We start from the raw sequence: 14703 nt of genomic DNA on the forward strand, positions 1-14703 counted from the left end.
CCCGCATGACTATCCCCGGCCGTGCGATGGTACCTTTTCGCAGGCCAGTTCCCCGAGGTGCCGCAGGGCACGCTTGACGTCACCGCTCAGCGGCCAGCCGCAATTGAGGCGAATACAGTGGCGGTAGCGCCCGAGGCTGGAAAATACCCCGCCCGGCACGATGCTGATATTTTCCGCCGCGGCCGCCTCGAACAGTGCCGTGCCGTCGCTCCCTTGTGGCAGTGTCAGCCACAGCACAAAACCCCCGTCCGGGCGCGAAATCGCCGTGCCCGCGGGCATGGCTTCCGCCAGTGCGCGGCGGTAGGCCGATAACTGTGCCGCCAGTGTCTGGCGCAGCCGCTGCAGGTGGCGCCGGTAGTGGCCGCCGTTGACGAAATCCGCCAGTGCCGCCTGCAACGGCAGGTTTACGCTGACTGTCTGCGCGCGGCGCCGCTGTATGGCCGCGGCCAGGAAGCGGCCCGGTGCGCACCAGCCGATCCGGTAGGCGGGCACCAGTGTTTTCGAGAAGGCGCCGCACCAGAGTACCCAGCCGTCCCTGTCCCAGTGCTTGAGCGGCAGGGCGCGGTTCAGGTCGAAACCGCACTCGCCGAAAACATCGTCCTCGACAACCGGACAGCGGTACTCGGCCGCCCAGCGGGCAATGCGCTGCTTGTCTTCGACACTGAGGCTGAAACCCAGCGGGTTGTGGTGGTTGGCGGTCATCAGGCAGGCCTTCACCGCCGGATCCGCCATCGCCGCCCCCAGTGCCGGCATTTCGATGCCGTTGCGGTGCAGGGGAATCTCCAGCAGCCGCCGGTCGAGGCTCTCGATCAGTTGCAGCAGGCCGCTGAAGCAGGGGCTGGGGACAGCGACCACATCGCCGGGCCTGGTCGTCAGTTGCAGTGCCAGGCAGATGGCGTCCATGCAGCCGTTACTGATCAGCAGGTCGCCGGGGCGCAGGGCGATGCCATCGGCGGCGAAATGCCGCGACAGGGCACCGCGTAGCGCCGCTTCGCCCTGGGCTGTGCCGTACTGCAGCAAACGCTCGCCGAGTTTCAGGGTGCTGCGGTGCAGGCTGCGCTGCAGCATTGTCAGTGGTACCAGTTGCGGACTCAGCAGGGAGATGCCCAGCGGCGCGCTGCCGGGCCGCGCGGCGATGGCCTGCACCCGCTCGATTTCGGCGATATTGGCGATCGGGCCCGGTGTCGCGCTGAAACTGTCCAGCTCCGCGCCCGCTTCCGCCGCCTCGGCGGCGCGTACGTAAAATCCGGATTGCGGGCGGGCGCTGATCAGTCCCTCGCTTTCCAGCAGGCGATAACACTGCAGGGCGGTGGTGACGCTGACACCGTGCTGGCGCGCAAACTGGCGCACGGCCGGCAGCCGCTGCCCGGGGCGCCAGCGGCGCTGGCGGATTTCCCGCTGGAACTGTTGCGCCAGCGAGCGGTACAGAGCGGCCATGATTCCCCCCCATGGCTTCGGTGTCCCGGCAAATTGTACTGCAAAAATTATAATTAATTGTCTCTGTTTTGATACCGGCGATGGCGGCAGACTGGGCTTTCCGCCACCTGAGGAGAAAGCCGATGTCGAGTCTGCGAGAGAAGGGCACACCGCTACCGCGGTTATTGGCGCGGGTGCTCGAGACCGGTTGCGAGTTCCTGGATACCCTGGACAGCCGCCCGGTGGCCTGCACCGCCGCGCCGCCGATGCCGGCGGGGGACCTGCCGCAGTCCGGCTGCGGTGAGATCGATGCACTGGCGCTGTTCCGCCGCCGGATAATGCCCTACCTGTCGGCGTCGGCCGGGCCGCGCTACTGGGGATTTGTCACCGGCGGCGCCAGTCCGGCCGCGCTGGCGGGAGACTGGCTGGCGGCGGTCGCGGACCAGAATCCGGCCAGCTCCGGTGATTCCATCGCGCCGGCGGTGGAACTGCAGGTACTGGACTGGCTGCGGCAGTTGTTCGGGCTGCCCGCCAGTTTCACCGGCAGCCTCACAAGCGGCGCCACCAGTGCCAACCTGCTGGGGCTGCTGTGCGGTCGCCAGTTTGCGGGCCTCGCGCAGGGGATCGATGTGGCCGCCGGGGGCATGGCCGGAGTCCATATCGAGGTGCTTGCCGCCAGCCCGCACGCCAGCAGCCTGAAGGGGCTGGCGATGGCCGGGCTGGGGCGGGACAGGGTCGTGAAGGTGGCCTGCGAAGCCGATTCCGAGCGGATGCAGGTGGCCGACCTGGAGCGGCACCTCGCCGCCAGCGACAGCCCGGGCAAGATCGTACTGGCCAGCGCCGGCACCGTTACCGGCACGGATTTCGATGATCTGGCCGCGATCGCGGCACTGTGCCGCGCGCACCATGCGTGGCTGCATGTGGATGCGGCCTTCGGCCTCTTCGCCGCGCTGTTGCAGGAGCGGCGCCAATGGCTCCGCGGCATCGAGCTGGCGGACTCCATCACCAGCGATGCGCACAAGTGGCTCAATGTGCCCTACGACAGCGGCATTTTCCTGACCCGGCATGTCGCGCTGCTCGAAGCGGTGCTGGCGGTGCCTTCGCCCTATCTGCCGGCCGACGGCCCGCTGCCGCATTTCATGAATCGCGGCGTGGAAAATTCGCGCCGCTTTCGCGCCCTGCCGCTGTGGTTTGCATTGCAGGCCTATGGTCGCGACGGGGTGGCCGGGGTGGTGGAAGACAACTGCCGGCAGGCGTCGCGGCTGGCGGAGTGGCTGGATGCGTCGCCGGATTACCGGCTGCTGGCGCCGTGCCGATTGAATGTGGTGGTCTTTCGCCCCGAGCGACACGCCGGGGTCGACGTTTGGCTGCAGAAACTGAACGCGACCGGAGAGGTCTTCATGACTCCCGGGCGTTGGCGCGGTGAAGCGGCAGTGCGGGCCGCGTTCAGCAACTGGTCGACTGGCGACGCGGATGTGCAGCGGGTGATCGAACTGCTGCGCGAGGCGGGGCGGCCCGATTGGGGGCGGCCGCCCGGGTGTTAAAAAAGCGCGGCCACTGGGGGCCGCGCAATACATGCGGACATCTGCCGATCAGCCGCAATGTTCAGGCTATCTGTCCATTTGCCGGTGCCTTTTCCCCGGTATCGCTGAAGTCGCCGTCGACGGCGCGGCGAAAGACCGCTTTGTAGTCGCCGATCTCCGTGCCCATCCAGCGGTCCCACCAGGTGAAATAGAAACCGTAATTGCCCTTGAAGCGCTGGTGGTGCAGGTCGTGGTGGGTGGTGGTGGTGAGGAAATCCAGCGGCCCGTCCACCCAGCCGCGGGGGTGGAATTCGCGGCCGGCGTGCAGCATGGCGTTGCGGAAGATCATCACGAAGATAAACGACAGCCAGATCAGCGGGTGCAATGGCAGCGCCATCAGGACCAGCGGCGAGAAGATCGCCATCAGGAAGGCCTCACCCACGGAGAAACTGTAGGCCGCCCAGGGCGTCGGTGTGCGCGACAGGTGGTGTACGCGGTGGAAGTGTTTGAGCAGTTTCGGGTGGTGCATGCCCCGGTGCACCCAGTAGAAGTAGGTGTCGTGGATCAGGATCACGACCGGCAGGCTGGCCAGCGCCCACCACAGCGGGTAGTCGCCCCACTGCCAGTAGAGCCGCACCAGGCCCCAGTCGCCGAGTATGCCGGTCACCAGGCCGATGGTGGCGAAGACACCCATGGTGAGCATGGAGAAGCCGATTTCGCGGCGGATATCCGCCAGCCGGGCGCGGCGTTTCTGCAGGCGGCGCCGGTCCATCCAGCCGCGGAACAGCCAACTGGCGGCGAGGCTGACGGTGACGGTGGCCAGCAGGTAGCGGAAGAGATCGCGCTGGAAGTTGTCGCCCCAGTCGCGGGCCAGTTCCCACAGGAATTCCATACCTTCACCTTCTTGTTCTTTTTGAATGGGATGCGAAGGAGTCTGTCGGAAACTGGCCGGTGGCGCTTGCGGAAACCGAAAAACTGCTGACGGATTCCGAAAACCCTGCGGTTTTCGCTCGCTGTCGCTATGTTTCCCGCTGCAACAGCGCGCGCTTGCGTTCCACGCCCCAGCGGTAGCCGGACAGGCCGCCGTCGCTGCGCACGACCCGGTGGCAGGGGATGGCCACCGCCAGCCGGTTGGCGGCGCAGGCCCCGGCGACGGCGCGCACGGCGTTCGGGTTGCCCAACCGCTTCGCCACCTCGGCGTAGCTGAGGGTCTGGCCGGGGGGAATCTGCCGCAACAGCTGCCAGACCCGCTGCTGGAAGGCGGTGCCGCGGATATCCAGCGGCAGGTCCAGGCCGAGTTCCGGCGCCTCCACAAATCCCACGACGCGGGCTACCAGTTGCTCGAATTCCCGGTCTCCGGCGATCAGGTTGGCGTTCGGGAACTGGTCCTGCAGTTCGTGCACCAGCGCTTGCGGGTCTTCCCCGAGCGAGATGGCACAGATCCCGCGGCGGCTGCGGGCCACCAGGATGGCCCCCAGGGAGCACTGGCCCACGGCGAAGTGGATATCGGTCCCGGTGCCGCCGGCGCGATAGCGGCTCGGGGTCATGCCCAGGAGCTGGTCCGAGTTTTCGTAGAAGCGGCCGCTGGAGTTGTAGCCGGACTGGTAGATGGCCTCGGTGACCGAAGCGCCCGCCGCCAGGGCCCGGCGCACCTTGCCGGAGCGCACCGCTGCCGCATAGTCGCGGGGTGTCAGGCCGGTGACCGCCTTGAAGCGGCGCTGCAGGTAATAGCGGCTCCAGCCGGCGCGCCGGGCCAGTTCCTCCAGCGTGGGCGGCTGCTCCGCCGACTCGATATGGCGGCACAGTTTGGCGATGGTGGCGGCCTGTTCCTGCCGCGGCGAGCGCCGGTCGGGCCGGCAGCGTTTGCAGGGCCGGAAACCGGCCTGCTCGGCCTCGGCCGGCGTGTCGAAGAAACGGATATGTTCGGGCCGCGCGGCCCGGGACGGACAGCTCGGGCGGCAGTAGATCCCGGTGGTCAGCACCGAATAGACAAAGGCGCCGTCGGCCCCCGGGCGGCGCTCCGCCACGGCGGCCCAGCGGGGATCGTCTGGGGTGTGTTCGCTGGTCGCCATATCAATACTCCTCTGCCCGGCTCTTATGCCCGTAGTGGGTCTATCGGATTCCGGATCCACCATACCCGCAGCAACGGATGCCGACACTCCGCTGATTGCTCTCCAATTGACCGGCAGGCCGGCAGTCTACCACTCCGGTGGGCCGCGGCTCCTCCGTTCGGTCCATCCGCGAATTGCAGCGCAATTTCCGGAGTGCCCGGCGATTCCGCTGCCGGCACAGTGGCACCTCCACTATTCGACAACGGAGGACACAATCGTGAACACACTGGAACACAAAGTCGCATTGATCACCGGCGCCACGTCCGGCATCGGGCGCGCCGCGGCGCTGCTGTTTGCCGGGGAGGGCGCCCGGGTGATCGTCAACGGGCGGCGCGCCGACGAGCTGGCGCAACTGGTGGCCGATATCGAGGCGCACGGCGGCCGGGCGGTCGCGCTGCCGGGCGATGTGCGGGAGGAATCCATCGCCGCCGAACTGGTGTCGCTGGCGCGGGAGCGTTTCGGCAGGCTGGATATCGCGGTCAACAACGCCGGCAGCATGGGCGAAATGCTGCCGGTGCCGGAACTGTCCCGGGAGAGCTGGCAGGACACCATCGATGCGAATCTCACCGGGACTTTCCTCGGTGCCAAATACCAACTGCCGGCGCTGGCCGAGCGCGGCGGTGCGCTGATCGTGACATCGTCTTTCGTCGGCCACACGGTTGGCATGCCGGGCACCGCGGCCTACGCCGCCAGCAAGGCCGGCCTGATCGGGCTGGTACAGACCATCGCCGCCGAATGGGGTGCAAAAGGGATCCGGGCCAATGCCATCCTGCCGGGCGGCACCGACACCCCGGCCAATGTCGCCAATGCGCCCGGCGCCGACGCCGGAGTGCGGGGTTTTGTCGAGGGATTGCACGCACTGAAACGCATGGCCGCGCCCGAGGAAATCGCCCGCGCAATGCTGTTCCTGGCCTCGGATGCCGCCAGCTTCGTGACCGGCAGCGCTTTCCTGGTGGACGGCGGAGTGTCGATCTCCCGGACCTGAGTCGCTTCAGTTATTCAGAGGGTTTGGGCTCGGGCAATGCGTACTCGTTGTTCTGTACGGACTTGTCCGGCATATAGACCCGGAAGGCGAGGGTCCAGTTGTCGGTGGGCGCGATCAACAGGTTTTTGGCGTCTTTGCCACAGGTTTCCGGGTTGCCGAAGTGGAGGTCGAAGGTCTTTCCATCTTCGTTTGGCTCAATCTCGTGGTTCGACAGGCTGGAACCCTCTTCGGTGTGGAGGTAGAGGTCTTCGCCGTAGATGGTCATTGAATAGAAACCCAGGCTGGGATCAGTCATTCCGGGCACCGGATAGGTGGCGGCGTAGCAGGTGTCCTTGTCGACCTTGTAGGTTTTGAAGGAGTACCAGGCGTGTTCATCCGGCAGCAGGCCGGTGGCCACTGCCGCGCCTACGTTGATGTCTTCCTGAGGAATGCTGCCGCGTGCACCCATGGTCTTGCTGACACCACGGGTGTCGGCGACCCTGGTGTAGTGATCCTGAAGTTTCTTCAGTTGTGCTTTGTCCCAGTCGATCACCTTGAATTTCCTGGGAGTGTATCCACTGGGGAAGGTAATTTTGTACTGGTCCTGAATCGCATTCGCTTTGGCTATGTCCGCGGGGTCATTGGGGTCCACTTGGGTGCGAACGTTGATCACAACGAAGTCCGTTACAGTTTTCGGGTCGATGGCGTATTCACCCTCGCCATAGTAGACGTTGTCGGTGACGTGATCGTGCTGCATCACATGGACGGAAACATAGCGGCCGTCTCCCTCGGGAATGCTGACCGTTGCCCCGTGGGAGGCGTCGATGATCGCAAACGAGTAGAGGGTGTCCCGGTTCATCAGCACCGCGGGCTGTTTGTCGAGTTCCATCGGTTTGCGGTGGTGGTAGAAGCGATTGACCGCACCCAGCTTCGCCTCTTTTTCCATGGCGACGTCGAGATTGGCAAAAGCAAAATTTTCCTTGGTGACGGGAACCTCTTTTTTGCCGACCAGCTTGGTTTCCAGTTCGCGCGCCTTGTCGAGCGTGAGCAGCGGAACCGAACTGTCGCTGGCGGCGGAGGCTGTAAACGCTCCTGCAGCTGCGGCCAGGGCGCATAGCAATAACGTCAACTGGGTGGTTTTGCGATGCATGAGTCGTGTCAGATTCATGTGGATTTCCTGTGTTTACTCCGGATCACGATGGGTTGTGTATCTTCGCTTTCCGGCGTGTAGAGGCGGAAACAGATCTTTTCGTCGTTGCCAGTTGCCTGCTGGCGACTTCAGTGGACACTGTGTCTCTCGCTCGGTACCCCAGCCTTTTTCGATATCGCCCGGTATCCACGACTTCTCGATCGCGGCTTCCGTGGGCGAGTAGAGCCGCAGGATCGCGAAGTAGGCCCTGTCCGGCGGTGTGGCGAGCCAGTTGGCTTCCTTGCCCGGAGGCGCCTCGGGGCCCGGGTAGAGGGTGGTGGAGCCGCGTTCAGTGAGTGGATACCGATGAATACCCCGCCGGGCCTATGCGGGTGGCCCGCCGTTTTGCCGCTCCTCTTGCCGCTTCTCCCGCAGCAGTTGCCCGAGCAGGTCGTTGGTCTGGTATTGCGCTGTCAGCGCGGCGGGCAGCCATAGCGGGGCCAGAGCGTTGAGGATGGAATGGATCACTGGAAGCTCCTGTGATGACAGTATTGTCCATAGATTTATCACAAGAGCTTAGTCGAACTTTTTGGAATCGCCGGCCCCGGTGGGCCCTGAGGCATTACAGTTGATTACAGGCGCGGGGCGCCCGGGGTGGGCAGCGATCTCCGGGGCGGCAATGTCCGCTGTGCCGGCCGGCTTTAGTGAAGATCGCGAACCAGGCGGATGGCCTTGGGTTTGGCCCTTTCACCGTAGGTAAAGGCGCCAGTGACGAAATCGACGTACCAGGAATAGTGGGTATGGAACCCCGACGGCGAAGAGGACCAGACGCCGGCAGCCGGTGCGTTGTTGAAAACGGCCAGGTTGATGGCGGGGCCGGTACACTGCAGTTCGACCAGTGTGCCCAGCTCGCGGATATTCGGCAGGCGCCAGTCGCTGTGGCCGGCGAAACCGCCGTCGCCGTTGGCGTTGGGCACATAGGCCAGCGCCTCGGCCCAGGTCAGCGCCAGTGGCTTTCCCTCGTCGCAGGCTTCGCCGGTGACTCCTTCCAGGCAGGCGCGCCACATCAGGTGCGTCCGGGTATCCACGACGGAGCCGTTGTCCCCGCGTTGGAAGCGGGAGGATGGCGCCGTCGGGGCGATGGACTCGGGCTTGCAGTGTTGCCCGGTCTGCGCCTCGGATATCGGGGCCATCAAGATCAACAACAGTGCCGTATTGCGTATCGTGCCGATCATTTTGCCTCCGGTTCCCGGGGTTCCCAGTTCCTGACCAGCCGCACATGGCGGCCGTTGTCGCGCGGCATGGGCGCCGAATAGCCGAACTGGAAATTGACGGCCCAGGCCCTGCCCTGCAGCTTTGCGTCGGGGGAGTGGCTCCAGTAGAAACCGCTCTTTGTATTGGGAAAATATGCGGTATCGATGGCCGGGGCGCTGCGCCCGAAGTGCACCAGGCTGGCGAGTTCCTCCAGGGTCGGCAGGCGCCAGTCGCTGAATCCGCACAGGCCTCGGCGGTTGATACGGCTGACGAATTCCCCGGTGTTGCAGTAGGTCGGGGGCTTGCCTTCGATGTAGCCGGTGCATTGGTCGTAACGGCTGTTCCATTCTCCGATGGCGCCGCCGTTGGCACTCTTGTCGGGGTTGTACCAGGTGAACACATCGTCCGCGTCGTGCTTTCCGCGATTGCCGTAGACGCCGTCGGTGGGCTGTTTGACCTCCCAGGCGAGGCCGGTATTTTTATCCAGCACGCATTGCCAGGCCCGGGCATCGGCGGGCAGGGGCTCGCCTTTGCGGCCGATCTTGCGAAACGCGAAACCGGCCGCGCCGTCGGCGTCATCGGCAGTGGTGTCCGGGCCGTGGCTGCAGTCCTGCTGGCTGAGGATGTCCCCGGCAATTTTCTCCCCGTCGGGCAGGAGCGTTGCGTCGATGGTGGCGCTGCAATCGCGGTTGACGCCCCTGGGATAATCCGCCCCCCAGGTGATGCCGGTGTCGTTGAGGCGAGGCCGTGGCGATGCGGCATCCCCGTCGGGTTTCGAGCATCCGCCGGCACCGGCCATTGCGAGCACCAGCGCGACAACTGCTATTTTTCTGCTTTCTAGCATACCGGGTACTTATGAAAAGATAGTTTCGTCCTTCCCTGCACGGTGCCGTTTCCGCTCCCGGTCACGTCAATACGCCCGGAATCACTTCGCTTGCATAGCCCTGGTAGTCCGGGTGCTGGTCGGCCTGCAGTGCCACCGCTGCCGTATGTATCTGGTGCAGCGGGGTGTAGGCGGCGCTGCCGGCATTGGATACACCGCGCTGGATGGTGCCGCCACCGCCGGCCATGATCAGCGGGATGTCGTTGCTGCCGTGGGCATCGCCGTTGCCCATGTCGGTGACTTCGCAGACGATGGTGCTGTCGAGTATGCCCCGGTCCCGCAGGCGACTGATCAGGAAGGCCGACAGGCTGCTCAGGTGGGCGCGTGTCTCCCGGTAGTGCGGGTAGGTGGGATCGCCGCCGTTGCCGCCGTGGATGGACGAGTGATAGGTGTCCTTGAAATCCAGGTAGGGCAGTGCGAACTCGGCGCCGTCGTTACCCAGCGCCAGCGAGCAGGACGCCGTCAGGTTGCATTCCAGTGCCAGCGCGATGATGTCCGCCTGCAGTTCCGCCTGCTGCTGGAAGGTGGAAAACTCGATCGGAAATGGATCGGGCGCGGTGGCACCGCCGCAGGACAGGCCGCCGCCGGCCAGGTCCTGCAGGCGTTGCTGGGTTTCCTCGATGGCGGTCAGGTGCGAATCCAGCCGCTGCTGTTCGTAGTTGCCCAGTTTCGTTTTCAGCGCGTTGACCGCCTCCAGGTGCGCATCCACCGCGTTCAGCTTGGGATCGCCACCGCCGCCCTGCAGGTTGCCGAACAGGTGGTTGAAGGCATTGAACGGGTTGTCTTCAAACGGCACTTCCGAGCCGTTGTCCTTGGTCAGGGTGCCGTTGCCATTGCTGTGTACGCCCAGGTTGACGTAGGTGAAGGGCAGGTTGCCGCCGAGGATGCGGCCCATGTTGACGTCGAAGCTGTCGCCGCCCCAGCTGTTGTTGATGATGGTGGGCATGACGCCGTGGCCGCCGCGGTGGTGGCTCATGCTGCGCAGGAAGTTGCACTCGCCGGCGACGCCGCTGTAGGGCTGCGACATGGCGCCGAAGCTGGTCAGGTCGCTGTTGGGAAACCAGTGCTCGGGCAGGGCGCCGTCGGGAACATAGATGATCACCGATTTGTTGGGTGCGGTCTGGGCCTCGGCCCAGCGGGACACCATCATGCCGGTGACCAGCGGCGAGGCCCGCATCAATGCCCCGCTGATACCGGCACCCGCAAAAACTTTCAGTAGATCCCGGCGTCTTTTATCAAATACGTTTTTGTATCGTTCTGCCATGACGTAAACCTTTTTTATTGTTAGAGCCTGTTTGGAGCGGTAGGGTGCGCGCGGGCAGAAAAATGCTCCTGCCTTTTTGCACTTCCGCCATCCATGGCGGTCGCGCACCCTACGATTGCGACACTTCGTTGATCAGCGCTGCCATTCCTTGCGATAGCGCACCGCATCCAGCGTGCTCATGTTTTCAAGCATTGTCCGCGGACCCTGGTCCACCAGGGTGTCGGTCATATCCTGCACCGTGCACAGGTAGCCGTCCTCCTCGAGCGGGTCTAGCTCACGCCCCTCCGGGTTCGTGTTGTCGATGCTGTCGTGCCCGACTCCGAGCATGAAGCGGAACATGTTCTGGGAGACGCAGGACTGGGCACTGGGCAGTGTCGACAACACCTGGCCCAGGCCGCGGGAGCCGTCGAACTCGATCCACTCGCCGCGGTTGCTCAGCACATCCGGTGCGTACAACCGGCCGCTGGCATCGATCGCATTGCCATTCAGGTCGACGCTGCGCGGGTTGCCCACCGCGTTGAAGTCCTCCATGCCACCGCCGAGCGGGTTGATCCACTCCTGGTGGCAGTTGAGGCATGGCGACACCGACGTCAGCGCCTCGTACTTCGTGCGGTTGGTGGTGGTCGGGTCGGCGATCAGGTCCGCCAGTTCCTCGAGCCTTTCCGCGCGGCTTTCGGCGATGCCGGCGGGCGGGTCGGGCTGGTCCTGGCACAGCATGCGGCGGCGCACGCGCACGGAGCGGCGGATGGGCGAGGTCTCGGTGCGCTCGGCCCAGCGCGCCATAAAGGCACCGCTGGTGAGGATGCCGCCGCGGTCGCTGGTTGCGACCCGCTGGAAGTCGTCGCCGCTGACGTCGTCGATGCCGTAGTGCTGTGCCAGCGGGCCGTTGACGAAGGTCCAGTCGGCGTCATACAGGGAGGCGAAGGACTCCTCGCTGTTCAGCATCACCTCGGCGAAGACTTCGCGGATTTCGCGCTCCATGTGCGGCGCCACCTCCTCGAAGCCGGACCAGGTATCCGCATCCTTGGGGGATTTCTCCAGGTTGTCCGTGTCCAGCCAGCTGCCGACGAAATTGCCCATGGTGTCCCTGGCCTGGGCCAGGTCGAGCAGGCGCTGCGCCTCCTGGCGGATCTGGGCCGGCTGGCGCAGGGCGTCGTTGGCGGCCTTCTGCAGCGCGGTGTCGTCCGGTGTGGAGCCGGTGAACGAGTAGCTCAGCCAGGTGGCCATTTCGTGCGAGGTCAGTTCGAACGCGTTCGCGTCTATCTCGCCGTTGGCCGGGTTGGCCTCACCCAGTTCGTGGCGGTACAGGAACTGCGGCGACGACAGCATGGTCATCAGCGCCAGCTGGATGCCGGTGTGCACGTCGCCTTCGGTGAAGGTGCCGTTGGCCAGTTCGGTGTAGGTGGCGACTTCCCCGCTGTCCAGCGGGCGGCGGAACAGCCTGGGCGCGAAGTCGCCGATAAACTGGTCCACGCAGTCCTGGTTGAAGGTGTCGCAGTTCAGCGCCGGCGCGTAGTCGCGCGTTGCCGACCAGGCCGCGATCTCTTCCGCGGCCGTCAGGTAGCGGTCGTAGGTGCCGGTGACGATCGACGCGTGTGCATTGTTGATGAAGTAGCCCACCCTGCTGTCTTCGGCCAGGCCGTCGGCGGCCGCGAAATCGACACCCAGCAGGTCCCCGACCGTGTTCTGGTACTCGGACCGGGTGAGGATCTTCAACTGGCGGGCGCCGTAGCGGACGATGCTGCAGTTGGGCGGCTCCTGATCTTCCCAGAAGGTGTCGGCGATGTAGTTGCCCACCTTGTCCGCGCAGTCTGCGTCGCAGATTTGCGGCTGTCCCTGGGGCATGCTCTCCTCGATAAACCCGATCATGAAATCCAGGTCCTGGGGCGTGGTCAGCGGGATGCCCACGGAACCGCCGTCGCCGGCAAAACCGTGGCAGTGGGCGCACTGCGCGCTGTAGATCTCGGAGCCGGTCATATTGCCGGTGCCGCCGCTGCTGGAGGAACTCGAACTGCTGGACGACGAGCTGGAGCTGCTACTGGACGAGCTGCCCGAACCGCTGCACTCCGGCATTGCAAAGCTGCCGTCGTGGTCGCCCTGGAAGCCGAACGAGGTACTGCCGCCCGGCGCGAGATTACCGTTCCAGCCCACATCGCTGGCGGTGGCGGTATTGCCGGATACGCTGATGTCCACATTCCAGCTGCCGGTGACCTGCGGCGGTTCGCTGAATTGCAGCGCGATCTGCCAGGCACTGACGGCGCTGGCACCGCCGTTGGTGACGGTCACATCCAGCTGGTAACCGCTGTTCCAGATATTGTCGCCGGTGATGGAACAGGAGACGCCATCGCCGCTACCGCCACTGGAAGAGGTACTGGAAGTCGAGCTGCTGGAGGTGGAACTGCTGCTGGACGAACTGCTGGACGAAGAACTGGAACTGCTGGAGTCGCCGCCGCCCTCTGCAACAATCCGGTGCAGGCCGCCGCCGGCGATATCCACCACGTAGACTTCGCCGGCGTTGGAGCGGCCGAACGATGTGATACCTAGATTGGTATCCGCCAGCGGGTACATGGCGTCGGTGTAGGCCCAGATCCTGCCACTCTGGTAGTCGCCGAAGATATAGGCCCCGCCCATGCCGGCGATCTGTGTGCCGCGGTAGACATAACCGCCGGTGATCGACTGGCCCTGGCTGTGGTCATACTCGAACAGCGGCTCGTCGTAGGGACCGCTGCTGTTGCAGCTGTTGGCAGTGGTGTGGAAACCCTCCCGGCAGCGCCAGCCGTAGTTGCCGCCGTTCTCGATGATATTCACTTCCTCGTATTCCGCCTGGCCCACGTCCGCCAGCCACAGTGCGCCGGTGACGCTGTCGAAGCTCCAGCGCCAGGGGTTTCGCAGGCCGTAGGCGTAGATTTCCGGCAGGCCGCCGCCGCTGGTGAAGGGGTTGTCCGGCGGAATGCCGTAGGGGGAGCCGCTGTCCACGTCGATCCGCAGCATGGAGCCGTGCCAGGTGCCGGTATCCTGGCCGTTGGCCTCCGGGTCGTTGGCGGAGCCGCCGTCGCCGAAACCGATATACAGGTAGCCGTCGGGGCCGAAACCTATCTGGCCGCCGTTGTGGTTGGCGTAGGGCTGCTCGAGGGTGAGGATGTCCGTGCGCGAGGCGGCGTCGAGGGCTGTGCCGCTGGCGTTCTCGCTGTAGCGCGCGATCACCGATGTCATCGGCTCGGTATCCGCGGTGGTGAACGACAGGTACACCTGACCGTTGTTCTGGTAGTCGGGGTGGAAGGCCATGCCGAGCAGGCCGCCCTCGACCGCGGTATCCACCAGGTTGGAGAGATCCAGGTAGGTGTTCTTGCTGGATGTCGCATCATTGTTGGCGTCGATCCAGTAGACGGTGCCGGTTTTCTCCAGCACATACCAGCGGGAATCGTCCCCCGGCGCCTGCATCAAGCCGAGCGGCTGGCTGAAGGTCAGGTTCGGGAAGGCCCGCTCGATTTCCACTGCCGGCGGCGGACCGCTGGGGCCGCCGCTGCCCGAGGAACTGGAGCTGCTCGACGAGGAGCTGCTGGAAGAGCTGGAACTCGAGGACGAGCTGGAACTGCTGGACGAGCTCGAGCTGCTGGAGGAACTGGAGCTGTTGCCGCCGTCGCAGACCGCCCCGCTGACGGCCGGCGTCGCCGCGCTGCCGGAACCGTTGCTGACCTGCATGCCGAACTCGGCGTACTGCCCCGGCTGGATGCTGCCGTTCCAGGACAGGTTGCCCGCGGTGTAGGGGTTGTCACCGGATACATTGGCGTTCCAGCTGTCGGTCACGGCGGTGCCGTCACTGTATTCCCATGCCACCTCCCAGCCGTCGAGGGCACTGGAGCCGTCGTTGGTGATGCGGATGGTGGCCTGGGCGCCGGAACCCCAGTCGTTGACCACCGTGTATTCACAGGTGGCCGCGATTGCGCTCTGTATCATGCTCCACGCACAGAAGAACAGAAATAACGATGATATTTTCGTGGCGGGGTTTTTCATTATTATTTCCTGCACCGTCAAGAGGTAAATGGATGCCGCCGTCGACCGGTGGCGCCTTTACTGCTTCGTAATTTCCAGGGGAGCTGGTGTCGGATAGAACAGGGGCGGCCGTCGACCGGCAACGCGTCGTTCTACCAGCTCAGCT

12 protein-coding genes are annotated in these 14703 nt (G+C 64.9%); 2 read left to right on the plus strand and 10 right to left on the minus strand.

The features are described 5' to 3' along the window. Positions 1 to 9 precede the first annotated feature (9 nt). Positions 10 to 1437, minus strand: coding sequence for an aminotransferase-like domain-containing protein (locus MWN76_RS03940; RefSeq protein ID WP_250459502.1), 1428 nt, complete (start codon positions 1435 to 1437; stop codon positions 10 to 12). Positions 1438 to 1559: 122 nt separating this feature from the next. Between MWN76_RS03940 and MWN76_RS03945 the strand changes: the two genes are divergently transcribed. Then, the gene (locus tag MWN76_RS03945; RefSeq protein WP_250459503.1) at positions 1560 to 2960 is read left to right on the plus strand and encodes a pyridoxal phosphate-dependent decarboxylase family protein; all 1401 of its coding nucleotides are present in this window, start codon (positions 1560 to 1562) and stop codon (positions 2958 to 2960) included. Between the two features lie 61 nt (positions 2961 to 3021). Here MWN76_RS03945 and MWN76_RS03950 read toward each other — a convergent pair whose 3' ends face one another. Together MWN76_RS03950 and ada are read right to left on the minus strand one after the other, a co-directional pair. Next, a complete protein-coding gene (locus tag MWN76_RS03950) occupies positions 3022 to 3831 on the minus strand; it encodes a sterol desaturase family protein (RefSeq protein ID WP_250459504.1) in 810 nt (269 codons plus the stop codon). Between the two features lie 127 nt (positions 3832 to 3958). Further along, positions 3959 to 5011 carry a bifunctional DNA-binding transcriptional regulator/O6-methylguanine-DNA methyltransferase Ada gene (gene ada, locus MWN76_RS03955; protein ID WP_250459506.1) on the minus strand — a complete coding sequence of 351 codons (1053 nt, stop codon included), beginning with the start codon at positions 5009 to 5011 and terminating at the stop codon, positions 3959 to 3961. Between the two features lie 256 nt (positions 5012 to 5267). Between ada and MWN76_RS03960 the strand changes: the two genes are divergently transcribed. Further along, positions 5268 to 6035 (plus strand): SDR family oxidoreductase, encoded by a 768-nt coding sequence (locus tag MWN76_RS03960; RefSeq protein WP_250459507.1) that lies wholly within the window; start codon positions 5268 to 5270, stop codon positions 6033 to 6035. Between the two features lie 10 nt (positions 6036 to 6045). Here the strand turns inward: MWN76_RS03960 and MWN76_RS03965 are convergent, their stop codons facing one another. The 7 genes from MWN76_RS03965 to MWN76_RS03990 all read right to left on the minus strand — a co-directional run bounded on the left by MWN76_RS03965 (position 6046) and on the right by MWN76_RS03990 (position 14501). After that, complete coding sequence (locus MWN76_RS03965; RefSeq protein ID WP_250459508.1) at positions 6046 to 7182, minus strand: DUF1254 domain-containing protein; 1137 nt, start codon at positions 7180 to 7182, stop codon at positions 6046 to 6048. Between the two features lie 15 nt (positions 7183 to 7197). Further along, entirely contained in the window at positions 7198 to 7515 is a 318-nt protein-coding gene (locus tag MWN76_RS21250; protein WP_425606596.1) for a DUF1214 domain-containing protein, read from the minus strand. A 12-nt stretch (positions 7516 to 7527) separates the two neighbouring features. Next, positions 7528 to 7671 (minus strand): hypothetical protein, encoded by a 144-nt coding sequence (locus MWN76_RS03970; RefSeq protein ID WP_250459509.1) that lies wholly within the window; start codon positions 7669 to 7671, stop codon positions 7528 to 7530. 173 nt (positions 7672 to 7844) lie between these two features. Continuing rightward, positions 7845 to 8378 carry an Lcl C-terminal domain-containing protein gene (locus MWN76_RS03975; protein WP_250459510.1) on the minus strand — a complete coding sequence of 178 codons (534 nt, stop codon included), beginning with the start codon at positions 8376 to 8378 and terminating at the stop codon, positions 7845 to 7847. Further along, positions 8375 to 9241, minus strand: coding sequence for an Lcl C-terminal domain-containing protein (locus tag MWN76_RS03980; protein WP_250459511.1), 867 nt, complete (start codon positions 9239 to 9241; stop codon positions 8375 to 8377). Before MWN76_RS03980 ends, MWN76_RS03975 begins: the two co-directional genes overlap by 4 nt. 61 nt (positions 9242 to 9302) lie before the next feature. Next, complete coding sequence (locus MWN76_RS03985; protein ID WP_250459512.1) at positions 9303 to 10544, minus strand: DUF1552 domain-containing protein; 1242 nt, start codon at positions 10542 to 10544, stop codon at positions 9303 to 9305. Between the two features lie 132 nt (positions 10545 to 10676). Further along, complete coding sequence (locus MWN76_RS03990; RefSeq protein WP_250459513.1) at positions 10677 to 14501, minus strand: cellulose binding domain-containing protein; 3825 nt, start codon at positions 14499 to 14501, stop codon at positions 10677 to 10679. Positions 14502 to 14703: the final 202 nt, after the last annotated feature.

Origin of the sequence: Microbulbifer litoralis (assembly GCF_023634065.1) — a bacterium.
In the GTDB taxonomy this organism is placed as follows: domain Bacteria; phylum Pseudomonadota; class Gammaproteobacteria; order Pseudomonadales; family Cellvibrionaceae; genus Microbulbifer; species Microbulbifer litoralis.

What these genes read in the sequence shown, in the direction of transcription:
- MWN76_RS03940 (WP_250459502.1), bottom strand. Translation starts at nt 1,437, where the DNA reads ATGGCCGCTCTGTACCGCTCGCTGGCGCAACAGTTCCAGCGGGAAATC.
- MWN76_RS03945 (WP_250459503.1), top strand. Translation starts at nt 1,560, where the DNA reads ATGTCGAGTCTGCGAGAGAAGGGCACACCGCTACCGCGGTTATTGGCG.
- MWN76_RS03950 (WP_250459504.1), bottom strand. Translation starts at nt 3,831, where the DNA reads ATGGAATTCCTGTGGGAACTGGCCCGCGACTGGGGCGACAACTTCCAG.
- ada (WP_250459506.1), bottom strand. Translation starts at nt 5,011, where the DNA reads ATGGCGACCAGCGAACACACCCCAGACGATCCCCGCTGGGCCGCCGTG.
- MWN76_RS03965 (WP_250459508.1), bottom strand. Translation starts at nt 7,182, where the DNA reads ATGAATCTGACACGACTCATGCATCGCAAAACCACCCAGTTGACGTTA.
- MWN76_RS03975 (WP_250459510.1), bottom strand. Translation starts at nt 8,378, where the DNA reads ATGATCGGCACGATACGCAATACGGCACTGTTGTTGATCTTGATGGCC.
- MWN76_RS03980 (WP_250459511.1), bottom strand. Translation starts at nt 9,241, where the DNA reads ATGCTAGAAAGCAGAAAAATAGCAGTTGTCGCGCTGGTGCTCGCAATG.
- MWN76_RS03985 (WP_250459512.1), bottom strand. Translation starts at nt 10,544, where the DNA reads ATGGCAGAACGATACAAAAACGTATTTGATAAAAGACGCCGGGATCTA.
- MWN76_RS03990 (WP_250459513.1), bottom strand. Translation starts at nt 14,501, where the DNA reads ATGATACAGAGCGCAATCGCGGCCACCTGTGAATACACGGTGGTCAAC.